Annotated in this window: 16 protein-coding genes; 7 read left to right on the top strand and 9 right to left on the bottom strand. The window is 65.6% G+C overall.

Annotated elements, in window-relative coordinates; genetic code table 11:
• Positions 1-8: 8 nt before the first annotated feature.
• From QUV11_RS00335 to QUV11_RS00325, 3 genes are read right to left on the bottom strand one after another with little or no spacing between them, the layout of a single operon-like run.
• Positions 9-347, bottom strand: a complete 339-nt coding sequence (locus QUV11_RS00335; RefSeq protein ID WP_300879920.1) for a hypothetical protein — start codon at positions 345-347, stop codon at positions 9-11.
• Complete coding sequence (gene ctaD, locus QUV11_RS00330) at positions 338-2857, bottom strand: cytochrome c oxidase subunit I (RefSeq protein ID WP_300879919.1); 2520 nt, start codon at positions 2855-2857, stop codon at positions 338-340. The genes QUV11_RS00335 and ctaD overlap by 10 nt, the downstream gene beginning before the upstream one ends.
• On the bottom strand, positions 2854-3435 hold the full coding sequence (locus QUV11_RS00325; RefSeq protein ID WP_300879918.1) for a cytochrome C oxidase subunit II: 582 nt from the start codon (positions 3433-3435) through the stop codon (positions 2854-2856). Before QUV11_RS00325 ends, ctaD begins: the two co-directional genes overlap by 4 nt.
• 150 nt (positions 3436-3585) lie before the next feature.
• Here QUV11_RS00325 and QUV11_RS00320 point away from each other — a divergent pair, with 150 nt between their 5' ends.
• Positions 3586-4098: a DUF2231 domain-containing protein gene (locus tag QUV11_RS00320; RefSeq protein WP_300879917.1), complete on the top strand. Its 513-nt coding sequence runs from the start codon at positions 3586-3588 to the stop codon at positions 4096-4098.
• On the opposite strand, the gene QUV11_RS00315 is transcribed toward QUV11_RS00320, so the two are convergent.
• Positions 4062-4562 carry a hypothetical protein gene (locus QUV11_RS00315; protein ID WP_300879916.1) on the bottom strand — a complete coding sequence of 167 codons (501 nt, stop codon included), beginning with the start codon at positions 4560-4562 and terminating at the stop codon, positions 4062-4064. The two genes, QUV11_RS00320 and QUV11_RS00315, sit on opposite strands and share 37 nt — an antisense overlap.
• Positions 4556-5293 carry a cytochrome c oxidase assembly protein gene (locus tag QUV11_RS00310; protein ID WP_300879915.1) on the bottom strand — a complete coding sequence of 246 codons (738 nt, stop codon included), beginning with the start codon at positions 5291-5293 and terminating at the stop codon, positions 4556-4558. Before QUV11_RS00310 ends, QUV11_RS00315 begins: the two co-directional genes overlap by 7 nt.
• A 222-nt stretch (positions 5294-5515) precedes the next feature.
• Between QUV11_RS00310 and QUV11_RS00305 the strand changes: the two genes are divergently transcribed.
• The 3 genes from QUV11_RS00305 (at position 5516) to QUV11_RS00295 (ending at position 8870) form a co-directional block, all read left to right on the top strand.
• Positions 5516-5809, top strand: coding sequence for a hypothetical protein (locus tag QUV11_RS00305; protein WP_300879914.1), 294 nt, complete (start codon positions 5516-5518; stop codon positions 5807-5809).
• Between the two features lie 90 nt (positions 5810-5899).
• A complete protein-coding gene (locus QUV11_RS00300) occupies positions 5900-7450 on the top strand; it encodes a DHA2 family efflux MFS transporter permease subunit (RefSeq protein WP_300879913.1) in 1551 nt (516 codons plus the stop codon).
• A gap of 67 nt (positions 7451-7517) precedes the next feature.
• Positions 7518-8870 (top strand): alkaline phosphatase PhoX, encoded by a 1353-nt coding sequence (locus QUV11_RS00295; protein WP_300879912.1) that lies wholly within the window; start codon positions 7518-7520, stop codon positions 8868-8870.
• A gap of 15 nt (positions 8871-8885) precedes the next feature.
• On the opposite strand, the gene QUV11_RS00290 is transcribed toward QUV11_RS00295, so the two are convergent.
• The 3 genes from QUV11_RS00290 to QUV11_RS00280 form a co-directional block, all read right to left on the bottom strand.
• Positions 8886-9386, bottom strand: coding sequence for a DUF6702 family protein (locus QUV11_RS00290; protein WP_300879911.1), 501 nt, complete (start codon positions 9384-9386; stop codon positions 8886-8888).
• A complete protein-coding gene (locus QUV11_RS00285) occupies positions 9383-11779 on the bottom strand; it encodes a M1 family metallopeptidase (RefSeq protein ID WP_300879910.1) in 2397 nt (798 codons plus the stop codon). Before QUV11_RS00285 ends, QUV11_RS00290 begins: the two co-directional genes overlap by 4 nt.
• A gap of 116 nt (positions 11780-11895) precedes the next feature.
• The gene (locus QUV11_RS00280) at positions 11896-12954 is read right to left on the bottom strand and encodes a helix-turn-helix transcriptional regulator (protein ID WP_289618445.1); all 1059 of its coding nucleotides are present in this window, start codon (positions 12952-12954) and stop codon (positions 11896-11898) included.
• Positions 12955-13041: 87 nt separating this feature from the next.
• Here QUV11_RS00280 and cysD point away from each other — a divergent pair, with 87 nt between their 5' ends.
• Genes cysD through QUV11_RS00265 form a run of 3 tightly spaced genes read left to right on the top strand, consistent with a single transcriptional unit; the run spans position 13042 to position 16594 of the window.
• Complete coding sequence (cysD, locus tag QUV11_RS00275; RefSeq protein WP_289618446.1) at positions 13042-13956, top strand: sulfate adenylyltransferase subunit CysD; 915 nt, start codon at positions 13042-13044, stop codon at positions 13954-13956.
• Positions 13956-15860: a sulfate adenylyltransferase subunit CysN gene (gene cysN / locus QUV11_RS00270; RefSeq protein ID WP_300879909.1), complete on the top strand. Its 1905-nt coding sequence runs from the start codon at positions 13956-13958 to the stop codon at positions 15858-15860. The genes cysD and cysN overlap by 1 nt, the downstream gene beginning before the upstream one ends.
• Complete coding sequence (locus QUV11_RS00265) at positions 15857-16594, top strand: 3'(2'),5'-bisphosphate nucleotidase CysQ (RefSeq protein WP_300879908.1); 738 nt, start codon at positions 15857-15859, stop codon at positions 16592-16594. Before cysN ends, QUV11_RS00265 begins: the two co-directional genes overlap by 4 nt.
• 12 nt (positions 16595-16606) lie before the next feature.
• Here QUV11_RS00265 and QUV11_RS00260 read toward each other — a convergent pair whose 3' ends face one another.
• The gene (locus QUV11_RS00260; RefSeq protein ID WP_300879907.1) at positions 16607-17386 is read right to left on the bottom strand and encodes a Coq4 family protein; all 780 of its coding nucleotides are present in this window, start codon (positions 17384-17386) and stop codon (positions 16607-16609) included.

The raw sequence follows: 17386 nt of genomic DNA, 5'->3' as shown, positions 1-17386 counted from the left end.
CCCGCCGCTCAGCAGGGCGCGAGCACCAGGATCGGCAATCCCACAAATACGGTCGAACCGATCGCGGCGAACTGCAGATAGCGCGCCGAGCGCAGCAGGCGCCCCGATACATCGCCCCGCGCGGCCCAGCACTGCACCCATCGCGCCTGCGCGACTATGGCGGCCAGCATCGCTCCCCACAACGCCAGCTGTGCCATCTGTCCGCCGGTGCGAGTCAGGCCCAGCGCGCCTTCGCATTGCGCGCCGTGCAGCGCGTAGGCCAGCGTGAACCATGCGGCCCAGAGCAGCAGGCCCGAGAGCAGCGCCATTGAGGCCTTGATCATCGCCGAACCGTGCATCACAGCCATGCCACACCCAGAGCCAGCGCGCCGATCATCGCGGTGATCCCCGTATAGCCGTGCCATTGCGCCAGCACGCCTTGCGTGGTGACGCGCTGCACCCCGATCCGGTGCCCGCGTGCGGCTGCCAGATGCATCGTGACGAGAATGAGCGCATGCGCGATGAGATAGGCCAGGATTGCTCCCTGCACCGCATAGCGCGCATGCGCCACGGGCGAGCCGTCCATCATCGCGCCCGAAGCGATCGCGCCTCCTGCCACCGCCAGAATGCCAGCGCCCGCCAGGGCGCGATGCGCCGCACCGGCGCCGCGCTGCGCGCTGATAGCAGCCCATAAAAGCTGCGCGCCGCCGATTCCGGTCACCAGCAACGCCGCCAGTGGACCGGCGCCCGGGGCACCCCGCTGCGGCATGTCTTCCCACCCCGGCGCGACCACCGCCAGAAAGGCGACGGCAAACAGCAGCGACGCGAACAGGCTGCTGTTGGCAACCAGCAGCACCGCCGAGCCCCACCAGCCGAGCCCGTGGCTGTAATAGGGAGAGGCAGGCAATCCTTCGACCTGCCTGGGCACGGCGGGGTATTGGCTGTCCGCTGGACTCACGGGCCGGATCCAGCTGGCGCACACGGCGGCGACCAGCACCACGGTGGCCGCTGCGACCCAATAGAGCCCCGCCAGCATCGACATGAAGAACAGCCCGATGGTCAAGGCGGTCATCACCGGGCGCATCGTGTTGCTCGACAGCACCGCGACGGCTTCGGCCTTGCCGCTCACCGCATCGACGATCAGCGTCTCGCGCACCCCGCGCGGCGCACCGACCAGCATGCCATCGCCCTTCGCCAGCGCGGTGGCCATGGCGTCGAGCCGCGAGGGCGTCAGCGTGCGCTCGTCGGTATCCATATCGGCACGAGGCAAGGACGCGAGGTTGTAGGAGGGCGGCGGCAGACGCATCGCCCAGTCGAGGCTGGTCGCCCGCCACGGGTTGCGCCGCGTGCGCCGTCCCATGAACAGCTGCAGTCCCATCTCGACCGCGAACAGCGCAAAGCCTCCGGTCATGACGAACCCGCCAATCGAAGAGATAAGGTTGAGCAGTTCCCATTCGGGGTTGTCGGGGTAGATGCTTACCCGGCGCGGCATGCCGAGCAGCCCGGTGAGGTGCATCACCAGAAACGTGCCATGCACCCCGATGAAGATCAGCCAGAACGCCGCCTTGCCCAGCCCGCGCACGGGCCTGCGCCCGGTGAAGTGCGGCATCCAGTAGGTGATCGCCGCGAGCATCGGGAAGACGAAGCCGCCGATCAGCACGTAGTGCAGGTGCGCCGTGACGAAGGCGGTATCGTGCGCCTGCCAGTTGAATGGCACCGCCGCCAGCATCACCCCGGTCAGCCCACCGAGCACGAAGGTCAGAAAGAAACCTGCGATGTACAGCATCGGCAGCGACCAGCGCGGCCGGCCGCTCCACAACGTCCCGATCCACGCGAATATCTGCACCGATGTCGGCACCGCGACCAGCATCGAGGCGGCGGAAAAGAACGCCAGCGCCAGATGCGGAATGCCGATGGTGAACATGTGGTGCACCCACAGGCCGAAGCTCAGGAACACCATCGCCCAGATCGCCGCGACGATCATCGCATGGCCGATGATCGGCTGGCGCGCGAAGGTCGCGATCATCGCCGAGAGCGCGCCGGCTGCGGGCAGGAAGATGATGTAGACTTCGGGATGACCGAACAGCCAGAACAGATGCTGCCACAGGATCGGATCGCCACCACGCGCCGGATCGAAGAACGCCCAGTCGAACGCGCGTTGCACCTCGAGCAGGATCGAGCCCAGGATCAGCGGCGGAAAACCGATCAGCATCATCGCGGCGGTGCCGAGCATGTACCAGGCAAACAGCGGCAGCTTCACCAATGCCATGCCCTCGGCGCGCACCTTGAGGATCGACACCGTGATCTCGACCGCGGCGCAGATCGCCGAAATCTCGACGAAGGTCACGCCGAGCAGCCAGACATCGGCGTTGATCCCGGGCGTGTGCACCTTGTCGGACAGCGGCGTGTACATGAACCAGCCGCTGTCGGGCGCCACGCCTGCAAACATCGCCACCAGCAGGATCAGCCCGCCCAGCGCATAGCACCACCAGCCGAGCGCCGAGAGCCTGGGATAGGCCATGTCGCGCGCGCCCATGACCTTGGGGAGCAGATACAGCGCCAGCCCCTCCAGCATGGGAATCGCGAACAGGAACATCATGATGGTCCCGTGCATGGTGAACAGTTGGTTGTAGATGTCCGGGCCGACAAAGGCCGCGCGTGGGCTGGCGAGCTGGACGCGGATGAGCATCGCCAGCACCCCGCCGATGACGAAATAGATGATCGCCGTGACCATGAAGCGCAGGCCGATGGCGCCGTGGTTGACCTCGCCCACAAAGCCGCGCCAACCTGGCCAGGCTCGCCACACCGCGTCGAGCTCGGCATGCAGTGCGGCGGGATCGCGCGGCTGCGCCTGCGCCTGTGTGCGTTCGGTTGTCATCGTGTTCCCCCGCCGGTGCGTCCGCGCGGAGCGGTGGCAATCAATTCGAAGCGCATCCGGTCATGGCCGATGCCGCAATACTCGGCGCACACACCCAGATAGGTTCCGGGCCGGTCTGCCTGGATCAGGTGGCGGTTAAGCTTGCCGGGCACCGCATCCATCTTGCCCGCAAGCCGCGGCACCCAGAAGCTGTGGATGACATCGGTCGAGACGATCTCGATGATCACCGGCTCGCCTGCGGGGATGACCAGGCGATCGGTGGTCGTGCCGACGGTACCATCGGCGCCGATGGGCGCGAACTGCCAGCCCCATTGCGAGGCGGTAGCACGCCAGGTCGGCAGGCTGCCATCGCGGACAAATTGCCCCTCGCCGATCCACAGGGTGGCCGCAAGCAGCGCGGTGAGCACGCTCATTGGGAAGGCGATCCCCAGCCACACCGTCCAGCGCCGCGTCCGTGCGCCGGCTGCGTCCCCGGCTGTATCGGCATCGCTCGGGCGCCATGCCCGTCCGCCGCGCCGGAGCGCCATCGCGAACAACGCGATCACGAACACGAACGCCAGCGTAGCGACCAGGGTCATCGCCCAGGTGAACACATAAACCGATTGCGCCTGTGGCCCGCCGGGATGGAGTGTCGACAGTGGGCCGCTGCAGCCCGGCAGCAGCAAAAGGGAACCGAACCCCGGTGCAGGCATTACCCTTCGTAACCGGCTGCACGAAAGGCGCGCATGATGAATGACAAAACCGAGGCGCTGCGCGCCGATCCCATCCTGTCGCGGCACGGGTTCAACGAGACCGAATCGCGCATTGCGTTCGCCAGTCACCCGGTCCACGCGATGATGGTCGCTTTCCCCATCACCGCCGCCTTCGGCACCTTCGGGTCGGATCTGTTCTATTGGGCGACGGGGGACGAATTCTGGGCGCGCGCTGCGCTGTGGGCGATCGGCTCGGGTTTCGTCTTCGGCGTGCTGGCGGGAATCGTCGGGACGATCGAGTTGCTGGCGGTGCCCGGCATCCGCGTACGCGCTGCAAGCTGGACGCATTTCATTCTCGCCATGACGCTGCTGTCCGTCCTCGGGGGCAACTGGGGATTGCGGCTCGCCGATCCGGTAGGCGCAATCCTGCCGTACGGAGTCATGCTCTCCGCCCTGTGCGTCATGATGACGGGCCTGACCGGTTGGCACGGCGGCAAGCTGGTGTTCGACTATCAAATCGGTACCCAGCGCGGAACCGACCAGGCCTGAGGCTCGGTCATCCATTGCGGCCATTCGACGGCGAGCGTCGGCTTGGCCAACACCAGCACGAGTATCCCGGCCAGCACCAGCATCACCGGCGCAAGCACCAGATATGGCGGGGGAAGTTCCACCCTGCCGCGGGTTTCGGCTGTCTGCACGATCATGTGGCCGACATAGGCATGAAGCACGGCAAGGATGGACACGAGTGCCAGTTTGGCAAACAGCCACGGCTCAAATATCCCGCGCAGCAGGATAAGGACGATGCCTGTTCCCACCGCGATCACGGCGGCCGGCGTCAGGAAGCGGACATAGCTGTAATGCGTCAGCTGGCGGAAGCGGATATAGGCCGAATCGCTGAGCTGTGGACGATAGGCGCGAAACAGCAGGGGTAGCATGATCAGTCCCACCGCCCATAAGGCGATGGTCGAGATGTGCAGCGCCTTGAAAACCAGGGTCGACCAGACAATCAGCATTGCGCGCGCTCTTGGGCCGCTTTTGCCATGCTGCCGAGCCGGACAAACGCCAGCAGCGCCATCGGCACCATGCCGCCGGTCCACATCACCAGCCCAGCCAACTGCTGGTCCGCCAAAGGCGATACATCGAACAGCACGGTGGTGAAGATATGTTCCGAAAACAGCGGTGTGGGCGCGAATGTCAGCAGTGCGCCGACAAACCCCATCACCATCGCCAGCAACGCGGGGGCTGCGGTCATGACCAGCGGTCGCTCATCGGTGGCGGGGTCGAACCAGGTTGCCCAGAACTGCCAGGCAGCGCCCAGCATCCCGAGTTGCAGCAGCCAGTAGCCCGCATCCCAATCCCAGGCAAAGCTGTAGACCGCAGGAACGAACCATGCGCTGAGCGTGAGCGCGGCGCCGATCGCCCAGGTCATTGGCTCGCCGGCGCGGAGCTTCGGGAAGCCGAGCGCCAGCGCGGGCGCAAGCAGCAGCATGACGATCATGTGATGGGCCACCCGCACCGAAAGCAGGGTCGCGGAGGCCGCGCACAGCGGGGATACCCACAGCAGGACCAGAAGGCCGCATGCCGCCCACCGCGACCGCCGGACGGTTGGATCTGCGCGCACCGCAAGCACGATCGCGACGCCAATGGCGGCCAGCACCACCGGGTCGAGGTTCCATTCCGCCAGCCAGCGATCAGCGGCGGTCAGCCCACAATATGGCACCGCCAAAGATGCTCCGGAGACCATCGCTCGTTTTCCCTCACATGACTGGAACTAGATTGCCCGGAACGCTTACGGCGCACGCGGCAGGTGGTTCCCAAAAAACGGCCAAAATTCCCCGTTCATGAAACCCGAACCGGCATTGCGCGGTTGATGCATGGGCAGAAGGTGGATACTCCTGCCAGACGCCAACCGCCGCCTCTGTCGCCTGGAGGCCAATTCGAACCCGTATCATCTGCGAGACCCTGCATGACGACAAAGATTGCCAGCCGGTTCACAACGCCGACCGCTCTTCGCCCGTTAAGCCTTGCGATCGCGGCCGTGCTGACGGCAGGGCTGGGTTTGCCGGCGCAGGCTGCACCCGATCCCGGCCGCAAAGCGTGCGCAAAGGAAGCGCGCACCCTGTGTCCAGCCGAGATGAAATCGATGAGCCGCAAGAAGGTCGAGGCGTGCATGATCGCCAAGGTCGAGAAGACCTCCCCGCAGTGCAAGGCGGCGATGTACCGGATCAAGGCAGAACGGGAACAAGGCTCGAGCCAGTAACCGGCGTGTTGCTCCGCGCGCACGCCAATCGCCATCGTCACGATGCGGCCACCGGGCGGCGTGCCCGGATCGGGGACCTGACGCTGCAACATGCACCAGACTGAAACGTCTCCCACCGGCTTCCTGCCATGGCTTGGGTTCCTGTGCATGTGCGTGGGCATGTTCATGGCGATCCTGGATATCCAGATCGTCGCCACATCGTTGCCCACCATCCAGCAGGCACTGGGTATCAGCACCGATCAGATGATCTGGGTGCAGACCGCATATCTGACCGCTGAGATCGTCGCGATTCCGCTGACCGGCTATTTCACCGCCAAGCTCGGAATGCGCTGGCTGTTTGTCTCGGCGATCTGCGTGTTCACCGTCGCCTCTGTCGGGTGCGGCCAGAGCGACAGCTTCGAGGCGCTGATCGCGTGGCGGATCGTGCAGGGTTTTGCCGGGGGAACACTGATCCCGGCGGTGTTCTCGGCCGTGTTCCTGCTGTTTCCGCCGCGATCGCAAGGGCTGGCGACCACCATCGCCGGCGTTGCCGCCGTGTTCGCGCCCACCGTCGGCCCGATCGTGGGTGGCTGGCTGACCGAAACCTATTCCTGGCACTGGCTGTTCCGGATCAACATCGTTCCCGGCGTGCTCGCGGCGTTGGGAGCAGCCTACGCCCTGCGCGGTGCCGCCAGCAATGCGCGGAGCGACCGGTCGATCGACCTGATCGCGCTGGCGCTGTTGGCCGTGGGGCTGACGGCGCTGCAGATCGGCCTCAAGGATGCGCCAACGCTGGGCTGGTTGTCGCCTGCCGTTGCAGCCCTGCTCGCAGGATTTGTGGTGTGCACCGGCTGGTTCGCGTGGCGCACCTGGCACGCTGCGTCCCCCTTGGTCGAACTGCGTTGCTTTAGCGACCGCAACTTTGCCGTCGGCTGCGGGCTCAGCTTCATCCTCGGCGCCGGCTTGTTCGGCTCGACCTATCTGATGCCCTTCTTTCTGGGGCTGGTGCGCGAGCACGATGCGTTCCGGATCGGTCAGATCATGCTGGTCACCGGCATCGCGCAATTGCTGTCGGCGCCGCTGGCGGTGTATCTGGAGCAACGTGTCGGCGCGCGGACCTTGTGCCTGTTCGGCTTCGGGCTGTTCGCGGCGGGGCTGCTTGCCAGCACCGGGCAGACAGCCGAGACCGACTTTGCCGAGATGCTGGTGCCGCAGATCCTGCGCGGGGCGGCGAGCATGTTCTGCCTGCTGCCGCCCACCCGCATCGCGCTGGGCTATCTTGCGACCGAGAAGGTCGCCGATGGCAGCGGGCTGTTCAACCTGATGCGCAATCTGGGCGGAGCGATCGGCCTGGCGCTGATCGACACCACCATCTTCAGCCGCGCTGCCACGCGCGGCGAGGCCATCGCGCAGGAGCTGCAGGACGGCAATGTCGAGACGGCGGTCGGCATCGGCATCCCGCGCGATGCGTTTATCGAACAGATCGGCACACCGCCCGACGAGTTTACCGAGGAAATGGTCCGACCTTTGATCGAACAGCAGGCGCTGGTCGATGCGATCAACGATGCCTGGCTGCTGATCGGGCTGATGACGCTGGTGGCGGTGGTGCTGATCTTTCTGATCCGCAAACTGCCCGACCGGGGCGCGGCGCAGGCAGCGTGAACGCTCCGCGGTGGACGCAGGCTCGTCGCGATGCTAGGCGCCCAAGATATAATGTTTCATTCCCATCATGAAGGTCGCTGACATGGATCGCCGCGAATTTGGCCTTGGCCTCACCGCGCTGGCCTTTGGCGGTCTGGCCGGCTGCGCGGCGAGCGACCTGTTTACCGGCAGCAGCGGCCCCTCCCCGCTCGTTGCGGACCCCGACGGCATTCTCGATCTGCGCCCGGGCTATGCGTACCGGGTGATTTCGCGTGGCGGCGATGTGATGGACGACGGCCATGTCGTGGGCGACCGCGCCGACGGCATGGGGTGCTTCGGTCTCGGCAACGGCCGCGTCGCGCTGGTGCGCAACCATGAACTGCAGGCGCGCCACCACGAAAGCGGCCCGTTCGGATCGCGCCCGGTGCCGCTTGCCTATGACCGCTCGGACGATGGCCTTGCGCTTCCCGGCGGCACATCGACTTTGGTTTATGACCTGCGCAGCCGAAAGGTCGAGGCGCAGTATCAGAGCCTTGCGGGCACGATCCGAAACTGTTCGGGCGGCGTCACCCCCTGGGGAAGCTGGCTGACCTGCGAGGAAGACGTCACCCGCGCCGGCAACGGCGTGGCGCGTGACCATGGCTGGGTGTTCGAGGTTCCCGCAAGCCACAAGGGGCTTGTCGAGCCGGTGCCGCTGACCGCGATGGGGCGGTTCAACCACGAGGCCGCCGCGATCGATCCGGCGACCGGCATCGTCTATCTCACCGAGGACCGCGACGATTCGCTGTTCTACCGCTTTCTGCCCGCGCAGCGCGGCCGGCTTTCCGCAGGCGGACGGCTGCAGGCGCTGGCGTTTGTCGAACCGGGGATCGACGACACCCGCAACTGGTCCGAAGTCACGCTGCCCATCGGGGGAGCGCGCCCGGTGCGCTGGATAGATCTGGATGGCACCCACAGCCCCGACGACGACCTGCGCCTGCGCGGCCATGCTTCTAGCGCCGCCCGGTTCGCGCGCGGCGAAGGCGTGCATTTCGGCAACGGGTCGATCTATTTCTGCTGCACCTCGGGCGGCGCGGCCAAACTGGGCCAGGTGTTCCGCTATCGCCCCAGCTCCGCTGAAGGCCAGCCCGCAGAGCGATCCTCGCCTGCAATGCTGCAGAATTTCGTCGAATCCACCGATCCCAGAATGTTCAACTTCGGTGACAACCTCACCGTTGCCCCGAACGGCCATCTGGTGGTGTGCGAGGATCAATATTCGCTGGTGGTCGACAACCATCTGCGCGGGGTGTCGCCTGCAGGCGAAGTCTACACGCTGGCGCGCTGCCGCCTGCAGACCGAGCTGGCCGGCGCCTGCTTCTCGCCCGACGGATCGACGCTGTTCGTCAATCTCTACAGCCCGGCGATGACGCTGGCGATCACCGGACCGTGGACGACCGCCTGATCCGCACCGACCGCGTCAGCGCAGCGCGACCACCTTGGCTTCGCTGCCCGCGAACCGCAACGTCTGCACATTGCTGCCGCGCCGGACGAGGACCTGGTTGACCTGCCGCGGATAGATGTCGCGCAGGATCGTCGATCGCAGTTCGAGCGCGGCGGGATTGCCCGGCACCGTGCCGCTGTAATCGATGCGCACATCGCGCACGCCGATCTCGACCGACGCGATCGCAAGCGGCACCGGCGTGCCACCGGCCGACACGCTGAAATGCGCCAGCAGATAGGTCTTGAGCTCCTCGATCGCCTCGGGATCGTCGAGGCTGGCCTGGGCTTGCGGCGCGATCTCCGCCAGCGCGGGTTCCAGATCGTGCGCCTCGAACCGGTGCGAGACGGTCATCGCGCCGTCCTCGGCCAGCGTCAGCACGGTCATCGCATCATGCCCGCGATGCGCGTGCGCCAGCGGAGGAAACATCGCCAGTCCAAGCGCAGCCAGCGCCAACCCGAAACAACGCCGGGCGATCATTTCGATGTTCCGTCATAGGTCCGCAGCGAACCCGGCAGCACCTTGCGATCCGAATCCTTCATTCGGTTCTTGCCCGTCTCGGGCGTATCGACTCCCAGCGTTTTGGGCTCGATCCATCCGGCAAAGATGTTGTTCGATCGGTCGGCATCGGCGGTTTCCCATAGCGGATCGACCTCGGCCTTGACCAACGTCTTGGGGCTGACGAACTGCCAGGTCACGGTGTTGGGGTTATAACGCCAGATTTCTGCCGGGATGCGCGCGGTCTCGCTGGATCCGTCGGAAAAGTCCATTTTCAGGATCACCGGCATCACCAGCCCGCCGCGATTGGCGAAGGTGAACCGGTAGAAATTGTCCGTTGCCTGCCGCGCGGCCTTTTCCTCCTCGGTCAGGTCGGCATAGGCCTCGGCCGCCTTGCGCTTGTCCGCCGCGGTGACATCGAGCGGGTCGATCTCGTCGTAGAAATCGCGTGTCGCCGGATCGCGCTCGACCACGGTCTGCTGCCCGGCGTTGCGCGCAGCGGTGAGCGATCCCGGCTCGGCATCGCGACGCTTCTTGCGTTCGGCCGCAGCCGCAGCCGCATCGGCGGGTTCCAGCGTCGCGCGCACCACCTTGTCGAGCGCAATGTCGACATGGTCGGTCGAATAGAACCAGCCGCGCCAGAACCAGTCAAGATCGACACCCGAGCTTTCCTCCATCGTGCGGAAGAAGTCATAAGGGGTCGGGTGCTTGAACCGCCAGCGCTCGGCATATTCGCGGAACGCCCGGTCGAACAGCTCGCGGCCCAGGATCGTCTCGCGCAGGATGGTGAGCGCGGTCGCGGGCTTGCCATAGCCGTTGGCGCCGAACTGCAGCACCGAATCCGACTGAGTCATCAGCGGCATCTGGTTGGTCGACAGCATGTATTCGGCGATGTCCTTGGGCTCGCCGCGGCGGACGGGATAATCCTTGTCCCACAGCTTTTCGGCCTGGAACTGGAGGAAGGTGTTGAGCCCCTCGTCCATCCACGTCCATTGCCGCTCGTCCGAATTGACGATCATCGGGAACCAGTTGTGGCCGATCTCGTGGATCACCACCCCGATCAGCCCGTATTTGGCGCGGTCGGTATAGGTCAGTTCGCCGGTCTTCTTGTCCTTCACCGGGCGCGGGCCGTTGAAGGTGATCATCGGATATTCCATTCCGCCGACCGGCCCGTTGACCGACTGCGCCACCGGATAGGGATAGGGGAAGGCGAACTTGCCATAGACGTCGATGGTGTGCGCGATCGACTTGGTCGAATAGGCATCCCACAGCGGCCGCGCTTCCTTGGGGAAGAAGCTCATCGCCATCACCAAAGGCTGCTCGGCATAATCCTGGCGGACGCCCAGCGCGTCCCAGGCGAACTTGCGCGACGAGGCCCAGCCGAAGTCGCGCACATTCTCCGCCGCAAACACCCAGGTCTTCTCGCCCGAGGCCTTGCCGCGTTCGGCCGCCACCGCTTCTTCGGGGGTGACGACATAGACCGGGCTGGTCGCGCTTTTCGCCTGCTCAAGCCGCTGGCGCTGCGCTGCAGAGAGCACCGCATCGGGGTTCTGCAGCACGCCGGTGGCCGAAACGACATGATCGGCGGGCACGGTCAGCGCGACGCGGTAATCGCCGAACTCGAGCGTGAACTCGCCCGAACCGATGAAAGCCTTGTTGTGCCAGCCTTCGTAATCCGAATAGACCGCGAGCCGTGGAAACCACTGTGCGCCTTCGAAGATGCAGTTGCCGTCCTCGCCCGGCTGGGTGAAGCATTCATAGCCCGAACGCCCGCCGACGACCTTGTTCTCGACCATCGGGAACGACCATTCGATGAAGAAGCTGGTCTCGCCGCCATTAGGGGCGACCGCTTGAGCCAGATCGATCCGCAGCAGGCTGTCGACGATCGTGAAGGGCAGCGCGCGTCCCGAAGCATCGCGCACCGCCGAGATGGTGAAGCCGCCTTCCCACTCCTGCATGCGCTTGATGCGGCGCACCTCGCCCAGGCTGATCTTGTCGCCCGAGACCGTTTCGGTCATCGCGGCGATCGAATCGCGCTTGTAGGTGTTCTGATCGAGCAGCAGCCACAGATAGGGCAAGGCGTCGGGCGAGTTGTTCTGATAGCGCACCGTCTGGGTGCCGCTGACGGTGCGCCTGGCCTCGTCGAGCCGCGCCTGCACGTCGTAGTCGACCTGCTGCTGCCAGTAACGATAGCCCGGCGCGCCCGAGGCGTTGCGGTAATCGGTCGGGGTCGGCCAGTCCTCGCCCTCGAGCTGGCGGAACTTGTCCTCGTAACTGCCCTTGGTCTGTTCGACCGGGCTGGCCAGCGCCGGGGTGGCGAGGATTGAAACGGCGCACGCGAGCGCGGACGCGGATGCAGTAAATCGATGACGCAAGACGACCCCCTTTTGCGGAGCTTGGTGCCCCGGCCTGGTTATGGCCGACAGGAATGTTACACTATAGCATTCAGGTCAATGGCCAAGCGCTCGCGGCGACCTCGGACCGTCGCGGTTCAGCTCAGCGCCAGCACGCTGGTCATGATCACCCGCACAAGCTCGGCATGGCCGCGCGCGCCGGTCTTGGCGTAGATCTTCTTGGAATAATTGCGCGCGGTCTCGACCGTGATGCCCAGCGTGTCCGCCGCCTCGGAGATGCTAGTCGCCTGCGCGAGCAGCCAGGCGAGCCGCGCCTCGCTGGGCAGAAGGCCGAACAGGTCGACGAGCTGCTCGCAGCGGTCTGCCTGGCTGCGGCGGTCACCGCTGACATAGACGATCACCGTGGCCGAGCGGTGGCCCGAGATCGTGTCCCCCTGCAGGGGCGCGACCAGCATGTCGAACCACGGGTCCTGACTGAGATTGATCGCCAGCGGTCGTACTGTCGTGCCTGTCGCCACCTGCTTGATATAGCCGGTCAACTGCCGGTCGATCGCGGGCGAGGCCGGCACCAGCCGGTCGTAGCGCCCGCGCCGGAGCAGGCTGCCCCACTGGAACATCTGCTCCATGCTTTGCGTCGATTCGACGATCCGCCCCTGCGCGTCGAGCGTCATCCAGGCGATGTTGAGCCGGTTGAACGCCTCGCCGGTCACCGCCGAGCGGAAGCGTTCGCGCTCCAGCGCGGCAAAGCTGCGCAGCGCGATCCGCAGATGCGGGGCCAGCCCCAGCAACAACGCCCCCGCCGATGATCCCAGCGCCCGGTCCCCCGCCACCGCGAGCCAGCCGTCAACGCCGCTGGGCTCGGTCACCCGGATCGCGCGCAGTGCCGTGAGCCGCGCAGCGTGCAGCGCCTCGCGCACTTCGGCGCGCGCATCCGGCTCTGCCAGATCGAGCAGTTCATCGAGCGCATAGCCCCGCCCTTCGCGCAGATTGGCCCGCGCGAGCAGGCGGCGCACCGGCGCAACCGGCCCATCTCCCGCGACGAGTTCAGCGACAACGCTCTGCCCCTGCGGCCGGATCGCGAGCAGTGCGAACCCCGCGCCGGCGCTGGCGCGCAGACGCTGCAGAAAGCCATCCCAGAGCGGTGTCTGGAACATCCCCTCGTGGAGGGCTTCTAGCAGGCCGGTATCAACACGCATGCGCTGCTTATACCCTCCCATATGGGAGGTTCAAGCCCCCCTCCCCTGTGCCATGGCCGGGTGCAGCAAACATGGAGTTCCTGCGCGATGACCCGCACCCTGACCCATCTGGAACGGCTCGAGGCCGAAGCCATCCACATCATGCGCGAGGTGGCGGCGCAGGCAGACAAGCCGGTGATGCTGTATTCGGTGGGCAAGGACAGCGCGGTGATGCTGCACCTAGCGCGCAAGGCGTTCTTCCCATCGCCCCCGCCCTTCCCGCTGCTCCACGTCGATACCACCTGGAAGTTCAAGGACATGTATGGCTTGCGCGACCGGATGGCGCGCGAGAGCGGCATGGAACTGCTGGTCTATCAGAACCCGGAAGCCACCGAGCGCGGGATCAACCCGTTCGACCACGGCCCGCTGCACACAGACATGTGGAAGACCGAGGGGCTCAAACAGGCGCTTGACCTGCACGGCTTCGACGCAGCCTTCGGCGGCGCGCGGCGCGACGAGGAAAAGAGCCGCGCCAAGGAGCGCATCTTCTCGTTCCGCACCGCCTCGCACGGCTGGGACCCCAAGAACCAGCGCCCCGAATTATGGAACCTCTACAACGCGCGGAAAAACAAGGGCGAGAGCATCCGCGTGTTCCCGATAAGCAACTGGACTGAGCTCGACATCTGGCAGTATATCCAGCTCAACGATGTGCCGATCGTGCCGCTGTATTTCGCCGCCGTCCGCCCGACCTTCGAATGGGAGGGGCAGCTGTTCATGGCCGATGACATCGATCGGCTGACCAAGGTGCTGGGCCAAAAGCCCGCAATCACCGAACGCTCGATCCGCTTTCGCACCCTGGGCTGCTTCCCGCTGACCGGCGCGGTCGAAAGCACCGCGAGCACGCTGAGCGAGGTGATCCAGGAAACGCTGCTCACCACCACCTCGGAGCGTCAGGGCCGCGTGATCGACAAGGATGCCGGCGGCGCGGGCATGGAGAAGAAAAAGCAGGAGGGCTATTTCTGATGGACGCCATCTACCAGACCGAAGCCCTGATCGCCGAGGACATCGACGCGTATCTCGACGTCCATCAGCACAAGACGATGCTGCGCTTCATCACCTGCGGGTCGGTGGACGACGGCAAGTCGACGCTGATCGGGCGGCTGCTGTACGACAGCAAGATGATCTTCGAGGACCAGCTCGCCGCGCTCGAAAGCGACAGCAAGAAGGTCGGCACGCAAGGCCAGGAAATCGACTTCGCCCTGCTGGTCGATGGCCTCGCCGCCGAGCGCGAGCAGGGCATCACCATCGATGTCGCCTATCGCTTCTTCAACACAGAAAAGCGCAAGTTCATCGTCGCCGACTGCCCGGGGCACGAGCAGTACACCCGCAACATGGTCACCGGCGCCTCGACCGCGGACCTTGCCGTGATCCTGATCGACGCACGCAAGGGCGTGCTCGTGCAGACGCGGCGGCATTCGTATCTGTGCCAGCTGATCGGCATCCGCAACATCGTGCTGGCGGTCAACAAGATGGACCTGGTGGACTACGACCAGGCCCGCTTCGACGAGATCGTCGCCGAGTATCGCGGATTTGCCACCAGCATCGGCATCGAGAGCTTCACCGCGATGCCGATCAGCGGCTTCAAGGGCGACAACATCACGACGCGTTCGGAGAATACGCCGTGGTACACCGGACCGACATTGATCGATCATCTCGAGACGGTCGAGGTGCTGTCCTCGCTCGATGCCGGCAAGCCGTTCCGCATGCCGGTGCAGTGGGTCAACCGCCCCAATCTCGACTTTCGCGGATTTTCCGGACTGATCGCCACCGGCTCGGTCAAGCCGGGAGACCCGGTGCGGGTGCTGCCTTCGGGCAAGACCAGCACCGTCAGCCGCATCGTGACGCTCGACGGCGATCTCGATGAGGCGGTGGCGGGCCAGTCGGTTACCGTGTGCCTGGCCGACGAGATCGATTGCTCGCGCGGCGACGTGCTGGCCACCGCCGACCACCCGCCGCAGGTCGCCGACCAGTTCGAAGCGACCATCGTGTGGATGGACGACGAGGCGATGCTGGTGGGCCGCTCCTACTGGCTCAAGCTCGGTACCCAGACCGTCTCGGTCACGGTGCAGCAGCCCAAATACACCGTCAACGTCAACACGCTTGAACAGCTTGCCGCCAAGACGCTCGAGCTCAACGCCATCGGCGTGGCGGAAATCGCCACCGACAAGCCTTTGGTGTTCGAAGCCTATGCCGACAGCCGGACTTTGGGCGGGTTCGTGCTTGTAGACAAATTGACCAACCGCACCGTTGCCGCTGGCATGCTGCATTTCAGCCTGCGCCGCGCGCAGAACGTCCATTGGCAGGCGACCGACGTCACCCGCGAGGTGCACGCCGCGCTCAAGAACCAGAAGGCCAAGGTTCTGTGGTTCACCGGCCTCTCCGGATCGGGCAAGTCGACCATTGCCAACGAGGTCGAAAAGCAGCTCAACGTGATGAACCGGCACACCTTCCTGCTGGATGGCGACAATGTCCGCCACGGTCTCAACCGCGATCTGGGCTTCACCGAGGCCGACCGGATCGAGAACATCCGCCGCGTCGGCGAGGTGGCCAAGCTGATGGCCGATGCAGGCCTCATCGTGCTGACCGCGTTCATCAGCCCGTTCCGCGCCGAACGCGAGCTGGTGCGCAAGATGCTGCCCGAGGGCGAATTCGTCGAGATTTTCGTCGATACTCCGCTGGAGGTCGCCGAGGCGCGCGACGTGAAAGGGCTCTACAAGAAGGCGCGTGCGGGTGACCTCAAGAACTTCACCGGCATCGACAGCCCCTATGAGCCGCCCGAAGGCCCCGACATCTGCGTCAACACCGTCGCGATGACCCCCGCAGAGGCTGCCGAGCATATCATCCGCCAGCTGTTGCCGCTGAAATGAGCAGGACCGACGCCGAGCTCGCCGCGCATCTCGCGCATGTCGCAGGGCAGATCCTGCTCGAGGTCCGTGCCTCCGGGCTGGTCAGCGGCAAGACGCTGGGCCAGGCGGGGGACCAGACCGCCAACCAGTTCCTGCTGCACGCCCTGCGTGAACAGCGGCCCGATGACGGCGTGCTGTCCGAGGAGGAAAAGGACGATTTCGAGCGGCTTGCGCATCGCCGTGTGTGGATCATCGATCCGGTCGATGGCACCCGCGAATATGGCGAGGAACGCGCCGACTGGGCGGTGCACATCGGGCTGGCGATCGATGGCGTCGCCAGCGTCGGCGCGGTCGCGCTGCCCGCGCTCGATCTCGTGTTGCGCAGCGATCAGCCGCTCACCCTGCCGCCCGGCGCGCCGATCCCGCGCATGGTGGTCAGCCGCACGCGTCCCGCCAAAGAGGCGCTAGGGGTGGCGGAGGTTCTGGGCGCGGAGCTGCTGCCAATGGGGAGCGCAGGCGCCAAGGCGATGGCAATCGTGCGCGGCGAGGCCGAGATCTACCTCCACACCGGCGGTCAGTTCGAATGGGACAGCTGTGCCCCGGTGGCGGTGGCCGCGGCGCACGGTCTGCATGTCAGCCGGGTCGATGGCTCGGCGTTGGTCTACAACCAGTCCGACACCTACATGCCCGACCTGCTGATCTGCCGCCCGGAATGGGTGGAGCGGGTGTTGCTGGCGATGCGGTCGCTGACCTGACCGCCCGCAACGTCAGGCGGGCTGAGGCCTGCCCAGCAGGTTATACGGATCGATGCCGCGCGCCCTGAACCGGTCGTGCGCCATGCCATAGAATTCGGGCGGCGTGATGTTCAGCCGCTGCCGCGCAGAGTCGAGAGGCTCGGCCAGCAGGGCTGCAATCGACTGCTCGGATATGCGTGCGCAGGCCTTGCCCAGCCTGCGCGCCTCGCCAATCGCCTTGAACACCGGCGCATCGCTGGGGATCGTCCACTTCATGTTGAGCCCGCCCAGATAGGCGATGAAGATGTTTCCCGGCGCGGGGTTCTGACCATAAGTGAACGCCAGCACGCACTGTTCGCCGAGCGCATCGCGGCCATAGCCGGTGAGCACATGCAGCAGGTCGTGGGTGTCGCGCAGCCGGTTGACGTACCATTCGATCAGATCGCCGAAGCGACGCCCGCGCTGGAACCGGTCGTATTCCTCGACAAGGCCCGCCGCCGACAGCCCTTCGCGCTGCATGAAATCGACATAGGCGTGCGCGACGCTGCCCTGGGGCATCCTCCGCAACCTGTCATGGTCGTCGAGAAGGTCAGGAAGATACGGCTCGCTGGCGCGCAGGGCCTTGCCGAAATCGCTGTAGACGAAAGCCCTGGCCTCATCGACCAGCCCCTTGCGCGGCAGGCACTGGAAGATGTGGAACACCTGCTCGGTGTCTTCCTTGTCCGCCACCAGCTTTCGGAAATGGTGCATCGCCCTGAACGGCCGGAATTTCGGCACGGGGCGGTCGGGGTGACGGAAGACGGGCTCGGTCAT

Source organism: Blastomonas sp. (genome assembly GCF_030373265.1).
Classification (GTDB): domain Bacteria; phylum Pseudomonadota; class Alphaproteobacteria; order Sphingomonadales; family Sphingomonadaceae; genus Blastomonas.
This window is presented reverse-complemented; position numbering and strand designations above follow the sequence as displayed.

Bases quoted from the DNA above. Each gene is read 5' to 3' on its own strand.
- QUV11_RS00335 (WP_300879920.1), bottom strand. From the start codon at position 347: ATGGCTGTGATGCACGGTTCGGCGATGATCAAGGCCTCAATGGCGCTG.
- ctaD (WP_300879919.1), bottom strand. From the start codon at position 2,857: ATGACAACCGAACGCACACAGGCGCAGGCGCAGCCGCGCGATCCCGCC.
- QUV11_RS00325 (WP_300879918.1), bottom strand. From the start codon at position 3,435: ATGACCCTGGTCGCTACGCTGGCGTTCGTGTTCGTGATCGCGTTGTTC.
- QUV11_RS00320 (WP_300879917.1), top strand. From the start codon at position 3,586: ATGAATGACAAAACCGAGGCGCTGCGCGCCGATCCCATCCTGTCGCGG.
- QUV11_RS00315 (WP_300879916.1), bottom strand. From the start codon at position 4,562: ATGCTGATTGTCTGGTCGACCCTGGTTTTCAAGGCGCTGCACATCTCG.
- QUV11_RS00310 (WP_300879915.1), bottom strand. From the start codon at position 5,293: ATGGTCTCCGGAGCATCTTTGGCGGTGCCATATTGTGGGCTGACCGCC.
- QUV11_RS00305 (WP_300879914.1), top strand. From the start codon at position 5,516: ATGACGACAAAGATTGCCAGCCGGTTCACAACGCCGACCGCTCTTCGC.
- QUV11_RS00300 (WP_300879913.1), top strand. From the start codon at position 5,900: ATGCACCAGACTGAAACGTCTCCCACCGGCTTCCTGCCATGGCTTGGG.
- QUV11_RS00295 (WP_300879912.1), top strand. From the start codon at position 7,518: ATGAAGGTCGCTGACATGGATCGCCGCGAATTTGGCCTTGGCCTCACC.
- QUV11_RS00290 (WP_300879911.1), bottom strand. From the start codon at position 9,386: ATGATCGCCCGGCGTTGTTTCGGGTTGGCGCTGGCTGCGCTTGGACTG.
- QUV11_RS00280 (WP_289618445.1), bottom strand. From the start codon at position 12,954: ATGCGTGTTGATACCGGCCTGCTAGAAGCCCTCCACGAGGGGATGTTC.
- cysD (WP_289618446.1), top strand. From the start codon at position 13,042: ATGACCCGCACCCTGACCCATCTGGAACGGCTCGAGGCCGAAGCCATC.
- cysN (WP_300879909.1), top strand. From the start codon at position 13,956: ATGGACGCCATCTACCAGACCGAAGCCCTGATCGCCGAGGACATCGAC.
- QUV11_RS00265 (WP_300879908.1), top strand. From the start codon at position 15,857: ATGAGCAGGACCGACGCCGAGCTCGCCGCGCATCTCGCGCATGTCGCA.
- QUV11_RS00260 (WP_300879907.1), bottom strand. From the start codon at position 17,386: ATGACCGAGCCCGTCTTCCGTCACCCCGACCGCCCCGTGCCGAAATTC.